Origin of the sequence: Vreelandella titanicae BH1 (assembly GCF_000336575.1) — a bacterium.
Taxonomy (GTDB): domain Bacteria; phylum Pseudomonadota; class Gammaproteobacteria; order Pseudomonadales; family Halomonadaceae; genus Vreelandella; species Vreelandella titanicae.
In genome coordinates this window covers 219,316-234,487 of sequence record NZ_AOPO01000001.1, presented here as the reverse complement: position 1 = coordinate 234,487, position 15,172 = coordinate 219,316, and the positions used below count along the sequence as shown (strand labels likewise).

Below are 15,172 nucleotides of genomic sequence, written 5' to 3'. Positions count from 1 at the left end.
ATTTACATCATTTCTGGCTGGCGGATACGACTGCCATCGGAGAAACGTTTGATGTGGTAAGGCAGGGGATTAACCACCGGCGAGGAATTGGTGGCTAAGTCAGCCGCTAACCTGCCGGCCCCCGGGCCAATGCCAAAGCCGTGGCCGCTAAAGCCAGCGGCGACGATAAAGCCGGGGATGGCATCCACCGGGGAAATGATCGGTATCATATCCGGCGTGGTATCGATCATGCCGGCCCAGGCGCGGGCAATATGGACACCTTGGAGCGCCGGGTACTCTGCCTGCAGGGCAGCCAGGGCGGCACGCGCCTGAGGAAGGTCAGGGGTGGGGTCAAGAACGCGCTGACGCTCAAACGGCGATACCTGGTCAAACTGCCAGCTACCCGCCGCTTCTGGCCCGTTAAAGAAAGACGCGCCAATGCGTATCTGCAGCTTTTTGGCTAATTTACTGCGGTAGGCTGCGTAGAATTTCCGCGCGTAGCGTAGTCCCTGAGGACTAATTTCCACCCGGCCAAGCCCCGGTAGCGCCAAGGTGTAGCTGCCATCAAGACGGCGACGCAGAGCGACCTTGGGGGTAATCAGACAGCCTGGCGTGACTTCCGGCGCGGCGGTGGTTTGTAGCGCGGTGCCCATGATATTGGCTGAGGGTAGTTCAACACCATGGCGACGACAGAAGCGTGAGCTCCAAGCCCCGCCAGCACAGATAACAGTCGAGGTTTTGATCAACCCATGCTCAGTCCAAACGCCACTAACACGCCCCTCATGCAAGTCAAGGCCGCGAACAGCACAGTTTTGATGAATGTAAGCCCCTTGTTCACGGGCCCCAGTGGCGATGGCCGAGCACGCCATTGAGGGTTCGGCCTGAGCATCGTTGGGCGACCAAACGCCACCAATACACGATGAGGTGGTGCCGGGGGCACGCCCTCGGGCTTCATCGGCACTCAGCATATGGCTGATAAAGCCCTGTTCACGGGCCTGCTGGCCCCAGGCTTCCCATTTGGCAAGGCTCTCAGGGCTATCCGTGGTGTAAACGATGCCGTTGCGGCGAAAGCCTACGTCCCGACCTATTTCTGTGGAGAACGCTTCCCAGCGCTCAAGGCTATACATGGCCAGCGGCAGCTCGAACATATCGCGATTTTGTTGACGTACCCAGCCCCAGTTACGGCTGGATTGCTCACCACCAATAAGCCCCTTCTCCAGCAGCGCAACTGACACCCCTTGTCGAGCCAACTCATAGGCTGCGGTCGTTCCCACAATGCCGCCACCGATCACCACCACATCAACCTGCTCGGGAAGTGCCGGGCTGTCGTGCACGGCGTCCACGTTGATAAACATACTTGCTACCTCTAGTTGGTCGATAAAGTAACGATCCAATGCGTTGCGCAATTCACTGGTTAAGGTCGATTAGCACGCTTTTATGCTGCAGGCAGGCCTCAAAGGCGGCCCGGCCTAGGTCTCGGCCCACCCCAGAACGTTTGTAGCCGCCTGTGGGCAGAATGTAATCGTTACTGCGACCGTAGCGGTTAACCCATACCGTGCCCGCCGAGAGGCTTCTTACCGTGCGTAGTGCGCGCCCCAGGTCAGAGGTATGAATGCCGGCCGCCAAACCGTAAACATCGTGTTCGGCCAGCGCTAGCGCCTCTTCTTCATTTTCGAAGGTTTGGATAGTTAACACCGGGCCGAAGATTTCTTCCTTCACGGCGGGGTTGTGGTGGTCATTTGTATGCAGCAGGGTGGGCTGGTAAAAGTGGCCGCCATCATTCCGTTCAAAGCGCTCTCCACCGCTCAGCAGCTCAGCGCCAGCGGCCTGGGAGCGCGCCACGATGGATTCAATGCGCTCCAATTGAGTAGCGGAAATAATAGGCGAAAACCAACCGCCAGCCTGCCAGGTGTGACCAGGGATGAGGGTTTTGAACAGCCCGCTAAGCCGCTCAACCATGGGCTCAAGCAGTTCGCGTTGGATCAATAGCCGCGAGCCTGCGACGCACACTTGTCCTGCGTTGCCGGTAATTGCAGCGGCAAGGGTTTTAGCCGTTCGATCAATATCCGGAATATCCGCAAACACCAGTTGGGGGCTCTTGCCGCCGAGCTCCAGGGTAACCGGTTTGGGCCCGGTTTCGGCACAGGCACCCATGATGGTGCGCCCGGTGACCGTTGAGCCGGTGAAGGTTACCTTGGCCACGTGGGGATGACGGCATAGCGCGTCACCGGTTAACGGCCCATTGCCCTGGATGACGTTGAACACCCCGGGCGGCATGCCCGCCTCGATGGCTAGCTCGGCCAGCCGCACGGCGGTGAAAGGGGTCATCTCTGAGGGTTTGAGCACCACTGTATTACCCGCCGCCAAGGCAGGGGCTACTTTCCAGCAGGTCATGCTGAGGGGGAAGTTCCAGGGGGCGATCGCGCCAACGACGCCTAGCGGCTCGGCAATCTGCATGCCCAGATGGTCGTGGGCGGTCGCCGCGACCTCGCCGCCGTGCTTGTCGGCGAATTCCGCAAAAAAGCGAATACCCTCGGCGGTGTAGGGCACATCCCAGGCCCGCGTTTGATCGATCGGCCGGGTGGAACCAAGCGATTCCAGCGGGGCGAGATAATCAATATCGGCTTCGATCAGGTCTGCCCAGCGGCGCATAATGCGTGCCCGCTCCCTCGGCGCACAGCGTGACCAGTCACCGCGCATAAACGCCTGGTGGGCGCTGGCGACGGCATCATCGACGCGACTGGCATCGGCCAGGGGCAGTTCGGCGTAGACGGTCCCGTCGGAGGGGCGCGATACGCTCAGCGCGCTGGGGTCAGTTACGCGCTGGCCCTGAATAAAGTGCGCACAGGGCAAGGCAATGCGGGCAGGATCGAAACTTGGCATGTTAGTCCTTGATTAGAGAGATTTAATAATAAGGAATGGTGACGGCATCCAATGGGTGTCTTGCTTGCCTACCATCCTAGGTCGGATGCCCCAGCATGGGGTGCTGAGTACAGGGGGCTTGGGCGCAGGGGATGCGCTCACCTATCGTCGCTACAGTTAAATCTGCTGAATTGCTCCCGGTACCCTTTTACGGCGTGGCATCGCGCCGCCCTGAGTGCCAAAGTAGCGACAATCCAATCAATACCAGCGCAAGGAAAATAGTGAGATGACTGACTCCCCTTCGGCGGCTGCTTCAGCTAGTGCTCCCGCCCGTTTTGAGCGTGAGGACTTAACGTGGCGAACAATGACGGTTAACGATCTGGAAGCAGCGCATCGCCTGTCGTTCAACCTCGGCTGGCCTCATCGTGTTGACGATTGGCGCCAGATGCTTGAGGTGGGAGAGGGCGTCGTCCTGGAAAGCGTCGATGGTGAGCTGGTGGGCACTGGGCTCTGCTTTAATCAAGGGGCTGTGGCCACCCTGGGGCTGGTGGTTATTAGCGACGAGTGGCAGGGCCTCGGGCTGGGGCGCGAGATGATGGTACGGCTGATGGCGCTGGCGGGCCCACGAACGCTGCTATTAGTGGCCACGAAAGCGGGCCAGCCGCTGTACCAAAAACTGGGCTTTGAACCGTGCAATTGCATCTGCCAATACCAAGGAGTGGTCACCGGCGCACCGCCTGCGCCGCGTGAGCCGGGTTTACGTCCGATGGCGGCAAGCGATCAGGCGGCTCTGCTCGCGTTCTCACCTGACAGTCCGGCTCATGCGGTGGCCGTTCAATCGGCTAATAGAGGAGTGGTGATTGAAAAGGCGGGCGTGATTGAAGGATTTGCGCTGAAGCGTACCTATGGGCGCGGCGAGCATATTGGCCCCATTCTGGCGCGCAGTGCCGAACAGGCGCAGGCGCTGGTGTTGGCGCTGTTGACGGATGCTGAGGGTGATTTTATACGCATTGATTTAGTCGATCCCGACGACGATAGCTGGCTGAAGGCGTTAGGACTCACTTGTGTCGATCAAATCACCCGCATGCGCTGTGGCGAGGCTGTCGAGAAGGGGCCGTTAACGCGCTTTGGCATGCTGACTCAGGCGCTGGGCTAACGCGGAGGCAGCTTATGAACGCTAATATCGTAGATGCTGCCAAAGCTATGAGCCCCCAGCTCAAAGCCCTGCGACGTGATTTTCATCGCTACCCCGAGCAGGGGTGGATGGAGTTTCGCACCGCCAGCCTTGTGGCTGAACGGCTTAGCCAGTTGGGGTTCAGCGTTCAACTGGGGCAAGCAGTGGTGAGTGAGTGCGCGCGCATGGGCGTGCCAGATGCTCAAACGCTGGACGAAGCCTTGGCACGTGCACGTACTCAGGGTGCCATTGAGCGCTGGCTGCCTGCCTTGGAAGGGGGCTTTACCGGCGTGGTGGGTACACTGGATACCCAGCGGCCAGGGCCAACCCAGGCGTTTCGTTTCGACCTTGATGCATTACCAATCGTGGAGTCCACTGAGGATCATCACCGTCCTTACCAGGAGGGTTTTCACTCGCTCAATCAAGGCTCTATGCATGCCTGCGGCCATGATGGCCACGCCACTATCGGGCTGGGAATGGCGGAACTGCTGTGCCAATTTTCAAGCCAGCTGTGTGGCAAAATAAAATTGATTTTTCAACCCGCCGAAGAGGGCGTTCGAGGCGCCCAATCCATGGTCGAAGCGGGTGTGGTGGATGACGTTGATAGGCTGGTTGCTACGCACTTGGGGCTCGGCCACGCCAGCGGCCGTGTAATATGCGCCGCCGATGGTTTTTTGGCCACCACAAAACTGGATGCGCACTTTTCAGGCAAAGCAGCCCACGCCGGCGGGCAGCCAGAGGTGGGCCAAAATGCTTTGCTAGCGGCAGCCCAGGCTGCTCTTGGTTTGCATGCTATTGCCCCCCATAGCCAAGGCCCTGCACGGATTAATGTTGGTCAACTGCATGCCGGTAGTGGGCGCAATATCATTGCCGATAGCGCGCTGTTAAGGCTGGAAACACGTGGTGCCACAGCGGATATAAATAGCTATATGGAAAGCCGTGCTTTTGAAGTGCTGAAAGGCGCTGCCGCTATGCAGGGCGTTAGCGTCTCTATCCAACGCATGGGTGCTGCCAGTGCCTGTGCCGCCAGCCCAGCCTTGGTAGAAAAAGTTGTTTCTTGTCTTACCGATTATCCTGGAATCAACCAATTAGTAGGGTACGATGTGACGCCAGCGGGCTCAGAAGATGCCACCTCGCTAATGGAAAGGGTGATAGCGCGTGGTGGTCAGGCAACCTATATGATCTTTGGCGCCGATCTTGCTGCCGGTCACCACCATCACTGCTTTGACTTTGACGAGTCAATGATGCCATTGGCATTAGGTGCGTTGATGCAGATAGCTCTTAGTCCTTAATGTGTCGAGATTGACTGCCGTTATTTGTGTGGAGTTGCTGTCTAATCAGCCTCGCTAGGCGCTTATGGCACTTAGCGAGGCTGTTTTGTAGGTTAGAGAAGGGTTAGGCAACTTGTCTTTCCCGCTCGTTGGGAATCAAGAAGCCGCGAAGAATTTTTTCCATCCTTTTGCGTGCGTCGGCATTTTCCAGGTCTAGAAAGTGACCTGCATTGGGTACGACTTCAAAGGCACACCGCGGCATATACTTGTCGGCAATCAGAATGTCTTCTGGTGTTGTGTACTCATCCATTTTGCCATTAACGAAAAGTGTTGGTATCTCAATGTTACCCAGTAGCTGTTCATAGTCGGTGTCGTTCATGGACAGTATCTGCTCGATATGAAAGCAAACCTGCTGTAGCTCTTGTTTATCAAGTCTGGATAGGTGTTTGTAATTTATATATTTTAGTAATCTGGGTAAGTGTTTACCCACCTCCTGATTAAGGAGGTGGGCGGCGGTTTTAACATCGCCAATCTGAATATAATGACGAGCACCCTTGATATACCGCAGCATGCTGTCGTTAAGCTGAGTCGAGAATGACGCCAAAACCGCTTTTTTAATAGAGCTTGGTGACTGGGCTAATGCCATCATGGCGGCATAGCCACCCCAGGAAACCGAAAGCAGCGATGTTGGCTGGAAGCGTTCAATCAGAGCAAGGAGGATGCTGACCTCGTCCTCCTTGGTAATGATGCCTCCGACAGGATTATGGGGTTTTGATTGACCGGCAAAAGGTAAGTCGAAAAGAATGACATTTAACCCATCACTTAAATACTTGACGCAATTAGTAAAAGAGGCGGTCGTAGCGAGAGCGCCATTGACCATAATAATGCTCTCGGTGTTTTTGGGCTGTTGATACATTTCCACATGAATGCAGTGATTGCCTATCGTTATAACCTCAGTATTGGCTTTCATGATCTTGTCCTTGCAGCAATTAGGGGGCAGTTAATGTGAGTTTTAGGCGTGCATGTTTAAGCGCTTAAGCCGAAACTTAGGAAGCTCATTAGCTGTCACGAATTACGCAAGTCAGTATTATTAGTATGTGTTTTTATATGCCGAAGTGTGGCAGTTATCGAATGTGGTGTATGTAGGATATTTCTGATTTTATTTGTAAGAAATTAGCTATTCTTATCTATAATTTGGCTTTTAAGTAATTTTTAATATGTGATTGTTATGTGGTGTATCTATGAGTTTTTTTTGAGTTAGTTAGGGTTGTAAAATATAAGTGAACCAATTTATGGAAAGGAAAGGAAAGGGAAGGGAAGGAAAGGCAATGAGGCGACCCCCCACCTATCGCTGGTGGGGGGGAGATTTGCTCAGTATGCGACGCAGAAACGCTGATTGGTGTGTCGTGGGTTTTCTAACTCATCGATCATGGCGATTGCGTAATCCTGCACGGAAATACGGCTGCTGCCTTCGCTATCGGTCAGTAGCGTATCGCCGCCCAGGCGGAAGTTGCCCGTGCGTTCACCGGAGAAAATCTCAGCAGCGGGGGAGAGAAACGTCCATGCTTGAGCCGTTTGGGTGCGCAGTGTTTCAAGGGCAGCTTGCGCCCCTTCCGCCGTGGCCCGGTACTCTGCTGGAAAACCAGGTGCATCTAACAGCAGCTTACCCGGCGCTACCTCGAGTGTTGCCGCGCCACCCACTATCAGTAGCCTAGGTACCGAAGCTTTTTGAGTGGCTGACAAAATCGAGTGAAAGCCTTTGAGGTAATAGCCGTAAACATCCTCTTGGGCGTGGCCACTAAAGGCGCTGATAACGGCCTCGGCACCGCGTAGCTGCTCGGCCAGTGCATCGGTGTTTAACACATCGCTTTTAATGCTAACGACATTTTCCTGCGGCGCCACCCGTTCAGGGCGAGTTACTAACGCCGTCACATGATGGCCCCGGGAGAGCGCCTCAGTTAATAGGGCGGAACCAATAAATCCGCTAGCGCCAATCAGTGCAATCTTCATAGCAGTACTCCTTAAGTGGGTAGTCGCTGCATTGTCGGACGCTTTATTGATTTGAAAAATAGCGATTAACGTAATTTACTGTTATTGATTTCATAACAGTGGGGCGATAAATGACCACCACCAACGAGTTCGATTTAAACGGTTTGCCGATCTTTGTCGCGCTGGTGGAAGCTGGCAGTTTTACCAAGGCAGCGGAGCGGTTAGGCTGTACGAAAACCCGCGTAAGCCTGCAAATTCGCCAGTTGGAAACGCGCCTGGGCGTTACGCTGTTTTTCCGCACCACGCGGCGGGTTCAGCTCACCCAAGCCGGAGAAGCGCTCTACCATCAGTGTCAGCCGCTGTTGATAGATCTACAGGGGGCGCTGGCTAGTGCCGTGAGTAACACCCAACAGCTGCACGGCGAGTTGCGTATCACGGCCCCCGAAGATTACACCGCTGGGGTGTTGAGCGATGCGGTGGTGGCGTTTAGTCGATTGCACCCTGGGCTGCATATAGAGCTACGAAGTGGCGACCAGATAAGCGATATGGTGCAGGACGGTATCGATTTAGCGTTTCGTTTAGGCTGGCTAAAAGACTCCACGCTACGCGCCCGTCGAATAGGCACTTTTCAACAGCATGTGGTGGCTGCTCCTGATTATCTGAAACGCTACGGCACGCCTTCACACCCCAAGGCGCTGGAAGACCATGCATGGATCGCTTTTACGCCGTTAAAAGCGCCGTTAACCTGGACTTTCCAGCGACGCGATGAGCGGTATGAGGTGCAAATGAGCGCAGGGTTGGCAGCCAACTCAACGGTGAGCTTAGTCGCACTGATGGGCGCTGGCGGGGGGCTTTCAGTCATGCCGGATATGACCGCGGCGCCAGAGATCGCGGCTGGGCGTTTAGTGCGTGTGCTTGAAGAGTGGACACTGCCGGAAGGCGGCGCCTATGCAGTCTATCCGCCAGGGCGGCATATAACCGCTAAAGCGCGCGCATTTATGACCTTTTTTGACGCCTGGTTACAAAGAGAGTCCTAACGGGGTGCTGCACTTAACTCGCTGTCACTTTCATAAGTTAGGTTGGTTTCCCAGCTTTCGCTGCTAACGGCTATCGCTGCATGAATACCGGCGGTATCGCCTGCTTTGAAGGCCGCATAGATAGCTTTATGGTCCTTCAAGGCGGTTTCCGGTAGTGAGCGCATAGAGGTTTCCAGTGCGGCTTCGATCAGTTGCAGCAAGGTTTCGCCGACGCGGATGGTCATGGGGTTATGGGTGCTGTGCAGAATGGCGCGATGGAAGGCAATATCGTGCTTGGAGGTTTGAGCACCCGCGCGGATGGCTTCTTCCATGGCGTCGATACTCTGCTGAATACGTTGATGATCCTCTGCCGTTGCCCCGCTCATTGCTTGAAGCGTGTAAGCCGGTTCGAACATACGGCGAAACTCCAGTACATCCCGCGTCATGCCTCGCGCCAGGATCATCCCGAACGCCATCGGGTCGACGAGCGGCGTGCCTGGCTCGCGGCGAATCATGGTGCCTTGACCCCGTTTGACCTCAACGATCCCTATCGCTTGCAGCATCTTGATGGCTTCACGCACGCTGGATTTACCAATGCCCAGGGTGTGAGTGAGCTCCGTTTCCGAGGGCAGGTAATCCCCTGGCTTGAGGTCGCCTCGTATAAGAGCGGTTTTAATACGCTCTAGCAGTTGCAGCGCAACTGAACTGCGATCCATTGAATCTCCAAAAGAGGTTGTACGGGTCGAGCTAATCTCGGGCTGGCGTTTAAAACTCATGAGGGCCTCGCGTGGCTCATCGGTGTTTCCTGCATTTTATCAATGCCCTAAGCCTAGCGGCTTAAGACAGTCGATTGCATATATTTAAAAGACATATTCTTATCTTCCATTGTTTTATGTGACTGCCTTGCTAATGGTTTGTTCTTTAGTCTAGTCTGAAATCAGACATCTGATGTCTGTTGTTTGTGACGCAAAGCATAAAAGATGAGAACCTGAATGACCAAAAAGCACATCGTGGTATTGACCACGGGCGGCACTATTGCCAGCAAGCCCAGTGATTCAGGCCGAAGCCAGTCAGGGGAGCTAAGCGGCGAGCAGCTGCTGGATCAGGTAGCGCTGCCGCAGGGTGTCGACGTCACGTTAGAGGTGATGTCGATCCTGCAGAAACCCAGTAATGCCGTCACTCTCGCCGATCTTGCTGAACTCCATTGCCAGGGGCGGAGAGCATTGTCGCGAGCCGATGTGGACGGTCTGGTGATTACCCACGGTACCGATACCTTGGAAGAGACCGCTTACTTTTTATCGCTCACGCTGCCAGCGGATAAACCTTGTGTCATCACCGGTTCCCAGCGGGCGCCTCATCAGTTAGGTACCGACGCCTTTAAAAATATCTGCGATGCCATCGTGGCGGCGGTTAGCCCCCAACTGAGTCAGCTTGGCTGTGTCGTGGTGTTCAACGAGTCGCTGTTTGCTGCGCGCTATGCCCGCAAGGTGAGCAGTTTCCAGTTGCATGGATTTGATGCCCCCGGCGCTGGTTCGCTGGGGTATATCGACGGTCAACGGCTCAAGATTTATCACACAGGGACTGCGATTGAGCCCCCCATTGAAGGCTGGGATGTTCCGCTGCCGCGTGTCGATCTACTGCCCGCCTATCTGGATGCCTCGCCAGCACTGCTGAAAGCCTGCGTAGAGAGTGGCGCGAAGGGGGTGGTGATCGATGGCTTAGGCCGGGGCCACGTGCCACCTGGCTGGATGAACGAAATACGAGCATTGGTTAGCGCAGGTGTCCCTGTAGTGGTCGTGAGTAGTTGCGCTCAAGGGCCGGTGAACACCAGTTATGAGTTTAGCGGTAGCCTGGCCGATTTAATGTCGGCTGGGGCGATCGCGCTCAACGATATCAGCGCACGTAAGGCAAGGCTTGCACTTGCCTTGCTGCTGAGTAGTACCCCGCGCGAAGCGCTGGGGGATGCGATGGAACGCTTAATGGCGTGAGCGGCCTTTTAACCTTGCTCAACTGCAATAACAGGAAACTAAAAAGCAATTCCCCATAACTAAATAAGGTGCTGGACATGAAACTAACGCTGACAAAAGCCACTCTCTCCGCTGCTATTGCTGTTGCTTCTCTAAGCGCGGCTCAGCTTCATGCGGCCGACTATACCTTCAGCTTCGCCCACGTGTTGATTGAAGAGACACCGAACGGCCAGGCGGCGCTGCGCTTTAAAGAGGAGGTAGAGGAGAAGTCCGACGGTCGTATCGAGATTAACGTACTGCCGGCCGCTCAGGTGGGTGGCGACGTTGAAATCATTGAGCAGATTCAGATGGGCCTGGTCGATATCGGTATCCCGCCAACGGCCACCCTGGGTAACTTTGAACCGCGCATGCAGATTTTGGATCTGCCGTTCTTGATTGCCGATTACGACACCATGGTGGAAACCCTGGATGGTGAAGTGGGTCGCGAAATCCTCGATACCCTGAATGGCCATAACATGTACGGCGTCAACTTCTGGGGAGCGGGTTTCCGCCATATCACCAACAATGATCGACCGATCGAAACCCCCGAGGATATGGACAGTATCCGCATGCGCACCATGCAGGCGCCGATCATCATCTCCACCTATGAAAACCTGGGCGCTAATGCCACCGCAATGGCCTTCACCGAGGTTTACAACGGCCTGCAGCAAGGCGTGGTGTCGGGGCAGGAAAACCCACTGGCCAACATCTATACCATGCGTTTCCATGAGGTGCAGGATTATCTCTCGCTGACCAATCACGCTTACCACGCCTATGCGGCGGTAATGAACCAGGACTCCTGGGACTCGCTGCCGGAAGATCTGCAGGCGGTGATGCTGGAAGCCTTCGATAACGGTCGAGACACGTCCCGTGCGCTAACGCTGCAGGACGAAGAGACCATCATGGAAGAGATCAAAGACGAAATTGCGATCAATGAGCTCACCCCAGAGCAGCGCGACGCCTTTATTGAAGCCAGCATGCCGGTGCACGAAGAGTATGAAGATATCGTCACCACGGAGTTGCTGCATAAAGTATATGACGCTGTGGGTATCGAGTATTGATCCAACGGGTCTACTAAGGCCTGGCTCCTCTCTTCTTACCCCTTTCAGGGTGTGGATATCTCATGTTCGAAGCGCTCAACAAATGTCTTGATCGCTTGGAAAGTGTGGCGATGGTCGTTTTCATGTCGATTGCGACCATCCTCACTACCATCCAAGTCGTGTATCGCTACGGCTTTAGCGGTTCGCTATTTTGGGCTGAAGAAGTCGTTATTTACTCCATTATCTGTATGAGTTTTGTAGGCGCCAGTATGGGTGTGCGCCATGGCACGCATATTTCGGTGGATGTGCTGAATGCCATTGCCTCGCCTGCTGTGAACCGCTGGCTGCACATGATCGCAGCACTGATCGGTATCGTGTTCGCTGGCTTCATGACCTATTACGGCTTTGTTCTCTATTTCAGCACGTTGGATCGCGGACAGTTAACCGCTGCACTTCGCCTGCCGATGGCATGGTTCTATCTGCCGATTGGCGTTTCCGGTGTACTGCTGATTCTGCGTTATCTATGGGTAATCAATGAAGTCTGGAAAAAGCCTCCGGTGAGTCTCTCCGAAGAGCTTGTGGCTGAGTCGGATAAGCTCATTTAACCCTGGAGGGCGACCATGATTACTGCATTATTACCGATCTTTTTTGCCGTTCTACTGCTCGGGCTGCCCATCTTTGCTTCCTTGGCATTGGCGGTGTTTCTTGCCATTGAATTCTTTGGCGCTACCAATCCGGTAATCGTGCCGATGCGCATGTTTACCGGCATGAACAACTTCTCGCTGATGGCGATTCCGTTCTTTATCCTGGCGGCGGAGCTGATGCGGATTGGCGGGCTTTCCGACCGGTTGATCAATCTTGCCAAGGCGTTGGTAGGGTGGGTGCCAGGGGGCTTGGCAGCGGCCACGGTGCTGTCATGTCTCTTCTTCGGGGCCATTTCCGGTTCAAGCCCCGCCACGGTGGTGGCGATTGGCTCGATCATGTTCCCGGCACTTGTCGCTGCTGGCTACGATAAGCGCTTTGCGATTGGGTTGATCGCCACCGCCGGTACCTTGGGGCCGATCGTGCCGCCGAGTATTGCGCTGATTATCTATGGCTCAGTGACCGGTACTTCAGTGGGGCGGCTGTTTGCAGCGGGCCTGCTGCCTGCCATTGTGATTGCTTCGATTCTCATCGCCTACTGCATCGTCTTTAGCAGCATCAAAGGCTATGAGCGCGCCCCTTTCCCCTCGCTGAGGCAAATCTTGGTAGCCTTTAAAGATGCTGCCTGGGGCCTTGGCCTGCCGGTGATTCTGCTGGGGGGCATCTACAGTGGCGTCTTTACCCCGACCGAATCGGCGGCGGTCGCCTGCGTATATGGCCTGTTTGTCGGCATGGTGGTTTATCGCACCATTAACGTAACGGAACTGGTGGGAACACTAAGAAGCTCTGGATTGATTTCCGCGACGCTGCTGCTGATTACCGCAGGTGCCTCTGCTTTCTCTTGGCTGCTCGCCATTACCGGTACGCCTAGCCAACTGGCAGGTGAGGTGCTGTCGTGGACAGACGATCCGTTTCAGGTCATGGCGCTGTTTAATGTCGTGATGATCGTTGCTGGCTTCTTCCTCGATAGCGCCTCGGCCATCATTGTGCTCTCGCCACTGCTGCAACCGATTGCGGCCCAGGTAGGCGTGGACCCGGTGCATTTTGGGGTGATCACGCTGATCAACTTCTCGGTGGGGATGATTACGCCGCCGGTAGGGTTGAACCTGTTTGTCGCCATGGCGATCTCCAAGATGTCGCTGCAGGAAGTGTTCAAGGCCTGTTTGCCGCTGATTGGCTTGATGCTGTTAGCGCTGATCATCATCACCTATATACCGTGGCTGAGTACCTGGCTGCCCTCGTTAATCTATTAACAGCTGGTTTAATGAAGCTAAACAATAAGGACAACGAACCATGAGCAAAACGATTGAACAAGCGGTGGCGGAGCAGGGCCTTACGTTACCGGCGATTCCAAGGCCGCGTGGCATGTTTCTGCCCTGGTCTCAGTTGGGTAGCCAGCTGTTTTTAGCTGGGCAGATTTGTGAGCGTGGGGGTGATGTTCTCTATCCCGGCAAGGTAGGGACTGAGTTCGATCTTGAAACCGGCAAGCTGGCGGCCCAGGCGTGTGCCTTGAACCTGCTGGCCTCGCTCAGCGATGCCGTTGATGGCGATTTTTCCCGCGTGGTGCGATGCGTGCGCATGAATGGGTTCGTCAATGTGGCGCCGGGCTTTCATGATGTGCCGTTGGTCATTAACGGCGCGTCTGAGCTTTTTGTCGCGCTGTTTGGCGATGCGGGGCGTCATGCTAGAACCGCCATTGGGGTAGCGACACTACCCGGCAATGCGGCGGTGGAAGTCGAAGCGATTTTTGAAGTGCGTTAAGCACCCCACAGAGGTACGTAAAGCATGCAGGATTCACCCATTTTTCTACCGTTGCGTGAGCAGCGCGAGCGGCTGCGGGCGGGCACGCTGACCGCTACCGCGCTGGCCGAAGCGGCAATCGCTGCTTATCAGCAGCGCGGCAAACACGACCAAGCCTACCTCACCTGGAACGGTGAGCAGGCACTGGCAATGGCAAAAGCTGCCGATGCGGTGCTCGCCCAGGGTGGTGATGCGGGGGCGCTAATGGGCATGGCGGTATCGATCAAGGATATCTACGCCGTGACCGGGCTACCCACCTATGCGGGCTCTTCTCAACGCCTGCCGAAGCGCTGGGAGCGTCCCGGCCCGGTGGTGAGCACGCTATTGAAACAGCTGCCTTCTGTGATGGGTAAAACCCACTCCGTTGAGTTTGCCTTTGGCGGCTTGGGCACCAATGCCCATTGGGGAGCACCACGCAACCCCTGGGATGCACATCAGCACCGCACGCCTGGCGGCTCAAGCTCCGGGGCGGGTGTTTCACTGGTGGGCGGTACGGCAAGTTTGGCATTAGGCACCGATACCGCCGGTTCAGTGCGTATTCCCGCCTCAATGACCGGCGTAGTCGGCCTGAAAACCACCGCCGGGCGCTGGTCGACCGAGCAGATCGTACCGCTTTCAAGCACGCTGGATACCCCAGGGTTACTGGCGCGTCGGGTAGATGACCTTGCCTTTGCGTTCGATGCGTTGGATGGCGGCCTTAGCGGTCAGGATGATCGAATGCCAGCAACACCGACGCTTGCCGGGTTGACCTTTGGAGTACCAGAAACGTTTTTCTGGGACGACTGCAGTCCAGGTATCGCGGAAACCGTACGCGGTGCCATTAAGCAGCTGGAAGCCGCCGGGGCGCGAATAGTGACCCTCGAGTTGCCCGGCATCGACGAAGCGTACGAACTCTTCAAGCTGGGCGGTGTGGCTGCGCCGGAATTGGCAGCGTTTCTAAACACCGAGCTACCCGAGATGATTGACTCCCTGGATCCTAACGTCGCCGCCCGCGTTAAAGCGGCAGATGACATGCCTGCCTGGGAGTATGTGCGTCGTCGCACGGTGCTGGACTCGCTTGCCGCCTCTGCTGCCGCTCGCATGGCCGATGTAGATGCAGTCCTTACTCCCACGGTAGCGATTACCCCGCCCACTATCGAAAGTCTCGAGCCAGAAGGCGCCTATCCCAAAGCCAACATGCATGCTCTGCGCAACACCGTGATCGCTAATTTCCTAGGCCTGTGTGCCTTAACGCTGCCGGTTGGGAAAGACGCTGCCGGTATGCCCGTTGGCCTGCAAGTGCTGGCGGGGCCGTGGCAAGACGCCAGCCTGCTGGCAATCGGTCAGGCAATTGAAAACGAGCTGGGATCAGGCTTGGAGATTCTTGGTCAACCGCCAGCGATATGAGCGCTGA

General features: G+C 55.8%; 14 protein-coding genes. 9 read left to right on the top strand and 5 right to left on the bottom strand.

The annotated features are described in order from the left end of the window. Positions 1–2: 2 nt before the first annotated feature. Both HALTITAN_RS00995 and HALTITAN_RS00990 read right to left on the bottom strand, forming a co-directional pair. Positions 3–1,334: an NAD(P)/FAD-dependent oxidoreductase gene (locus tag HALTITAN_RS00995; RefSeq protein WP_039857389.1), complete on the bottom strand. Its 1,332-nt coding sequence runs from the start codon at positions 1,332–1,334 to the stop codon at positions 3–5. Positions 1,335–1,386: 52 nt separating this feature from the next. Next, positions 1,387–2,862 carry an aldehyde dehydrogenase family protein gene (locus HALTITAN_RS00990; protein ID WP_009285977.1) on the bottom strand — a complete coding sequence of 492 codons (1,476 nt, stop codon included), beginning with the start codon at positions 2,860–2,862 and terminating at the stop codon, positions 1,387–1,389. Positions 2,863–3,127: 265 nt separating this feature from the next. Between HALTITAN_RS00990 and HALTITAN_RS00985 the strand changes: the two genes are divergently transcribed. Both HALTITAN_RS00985 and HALTITAN_RS00980 read left to right on the top strand, forming a co-directional pair. After that, entirely contained in the window at positions 3,128–3,997 is an 870-nt protein-coding gene (locus HALTITAN_RS00985; RefSeq protein ID WP_051051771.1) for a GNAT family N-acetyltransferase, read from the top strand. Positions 3,998–4,011: 14 nt separating this feature from the next. Beyond that, complete coding sequence (locus HALTITAN_RS00980) at positions 4,012–5,307, top strand: amidohydrolase (RefSeq protein ID WP_039857386.1); 1,296 nt, start codon at positions 4,012–4,014, stop codon at positions 5,305–5,307. 103 nt (positions 5,308–5,410) lie between these two features. Here the strand turns inward: HALTITAN_RS00980 and HALTITAN_RS00975 are convergent, their stop codons facing one another. Continuing rightward, a complete protein-coding gene (locus tag HALTITAN_RS00975; RefSeq protein WP_009285976.1) occupies positions 5,411–6,256 on the bottom strand; it encodes an alpha/beta fold hydrolase in 846 nt (281 codons plus the stop codon). A 401-nt stretch (positions 6,257–6,657) separates the two neighbouring features. Next, on the bottom strand, positions 6,658–7,296 hold the full coding sequence (locus HALTITAN_RS00970; RefSeq protein ID WP_039857385.1) for an NAD(P)-dependent oxidoreductase: 639 nt from the start codon (positions 7,294–7,296) through the stop codon (positions 6,658–6,660). A 110-nt stretch (positions 7,297–7,406) separates the two neighbouring features. Here HALTITAN_RS00970 and HALTITAN_RS00965 point away from each other — a divergent pair, with 110 nt between their 5' ends. Beyond that, entirely contained in the window at positions 7,407–8,312 is a 906-nt protein-coding gene (locus tag HALTITAN_RS00965; RefSeq protein ID WP_009285975.1) for a LysR family transcriptional regulator, read from the top strand. Here the strand turns inward: HALTITAN_RS00965 and HALTITAN_RS00960 are convergent. Continuing rightward, a complete protein-coding gene (locus HALTITAN_RS00960) occupies positions 8,309–9,007 on the bottom strand; it encodes a FadR/GntR family transcriptional regulator (protein WP_236557379.1) in 699 nt (232 codons plus the stop codon). The genes HALTITAN_RS00965 and HALTITAN_RS00960 overlap by 4 nt on opposite strands. Before the next feature lie 276 nt (positions 9,008–9,283). Here HALTITAN_RS00960 and HALTITAN_RS00955 point away from each other — a divergent pair, with 276 nt between their 5' ends. The 6 genes from HALTITAN_RS00955 (at position 9,284) to HALTITAN_RS00930 (ending at position 15,165) form a co-directional block, all read left to right on the top strand. Further along, complete coding sequence (locus HALTITAN_RS00955; protein ID WP_009285973.1) at positions 9,284–10,279, top strand: asparaginase; 996 nt, start codon at positions 9,284–9,286, stop codon at positions 10,277–10,279. Positions 10,280–10,356: 77 nt separating this feature from the next. After that, positions 10,357–11,358: a TRAP transporter substrate-binding protein gene (locus HALTITAN_RS00950; RefSeq protein WP_022521621.1), complete on the top strand. Its 1,002-nt coding sequence runs from the start codon at positions 10,357–10,359 to the stop codon at positions 11,356–11,358. 62 nt (positions 11,359–11,420) lie between these two features. After that, entirely contained in the window at positions 11,421–11,942 is a 522-nt protein-coding gene (locus tag HALTITAN_RS00945; protein WP_039857381.1) for a TRAP transporter small permease, read from the top strand. Positions 11,943–11,957: 15 nt separating this feature from the next. Then, the gene (locus tag HALTITAN_RS00940; protein WP_009285971.1) at positions 11,958–13,232 is read left to right on the top strand and encodes a TRAP transporter large permease; all 1,275 of its coding nucleotides are present in this window, start codon (positions 11,958–11,960) and stop codon (positions 13,230–13,232) included. Between the two features lie 40 nt (positions 13,233–13,272). Then, positions 13,273–13,740 carry a RidA family protein gene (locus tag HALTITAN_RS00935; RefSeq protein WP_027957123.1) on the top strand — a complete coding sequence of 156 codons (468 nt, stop codon included), beginning with the start codon at positions 13,273–13,275 and terminating at the stop codon, positions 13,738–13,740. Positions 13,741–13,764: 24 nt separating this feature from the next. After that, positions 13,765–15,165 carry an amidase gene (locus HALTITAN_RS00930; RefSeq protein WP_009285970.1) on the top strand — a complete coding sequence of 467 codons (1,401 nt, stop codon included), beginning with the start codon at positions 13,765–13,767 and terminating at the stop codon, positions 15,163–15,165. The last annotated feature ends 7 nt before the right edge of the window (positions 15,166–15,172 follow it).

Excerpts from the sequence above, each read along its gene's own strand:
- HALTITAN_RS00995 (WP_039857389.1), bottom strand. The coding sequence starts at position 1,334 with ATGTTTATCAACGTGGACGCCGTGCACGACAGCCCGGCACTTCCCGAG.
- HALTITAN_RS00990 (WP_009285977.1), bottom strand. The coding sequence starts at position 2,862 with ATGCCAAGTTTCGATCCTGCCCGCATTGCCTTGCCCTGTGCGCACTTT.
- HALTITAN_RS00985 (WP_051051771.1), top strand. The coding sequence starts at position 3,128 with ATGACTGACTCCCCTTCGGCGGCTGCTTCAGCTAGTGCTCCCGCCCGT.
- HALTITAN_RS00980 (WP_039857386.1), top strand. The coding sequence starts at position 4,012 with ATGAACGCTAATATCGTAGATGCTGCCAAAGCTATGAGCCCCCAGCTC.
- HALTITAN_RS00975 (WP_009285976.1), bottom strand. The coding sequence starts at position 6,256 with ATGAAAGCCAATACTGAGGTTATAACGATAGGCAATCACTGCATTCAT.
- HALTITAN_RS00970 (WP_039857385.1), bottom strand. The coding sequence starts at position 7,296 with ATGAAGATTGCACTGATTGGCGCTAGCGGATTTATTGGTTCCGCCCTA.
- HALTITAN_RS00965 (WP_009285975.1), top strand. The coding sequence starts at position 7,407 with ATGACCACCACCAACGAGTTCGATTTAAACGGTTTGCCGATCTTTGTC.
- HALTITAN_RS00960 (WP_236557379.1), bottom strand. The coding sequence starts at position 9,007 with ATGGATCGCAGTTCAGTTGCGCTGCAACTGCTAGAGCGTATTAAAACC.
- HALTITAN_RS00955 (WP_009285973.1), top strand. The coding sequence starts at position 9,284 with ATGACCAAAAAGCACATCGTGGTATTGACCACGGGCGGCACTATTGCC.
- HALTITAN_RS00950 (WP_022521621.1), top strand. The coding sequence starts at position 10,357 with ATGAAACTAACGCTGACAAAAGCCACTCTCTCCGCTGCTATTGCTGTT.
- HALTITAN_RS00945 (WP_039857381.1), top strand. The coding sequence starts at position 11,421 with ATGTTCGAAGCGCTCAACAAATGTCTTGATCGCTTGGAAAGTGTGGCG.
- HALTITAN_RS00940 (WP_009285971.1), top strand. The coding sequence starts at position 11,958 with ATGATTACTGCATTATTACCGATCTTTTTTGCCGTTCTACTGCTCGGG.
- HALTITAN_RS00935 (WP_027957123.1), top strand. The coding sequence starts at position 13,273 with ATGAGCAAAACGATTGAACAAGCGGTGGCGGAGCAGGGCCTTACGTTA.
- HALTITAN_RS00930 (WP_009285970.1), top strand. The coding sequence starts at position 13,765 with ATGCAGGATTCACCCATTTTTCTACCGTTGCGTGAGCAGCGCGAGCGG.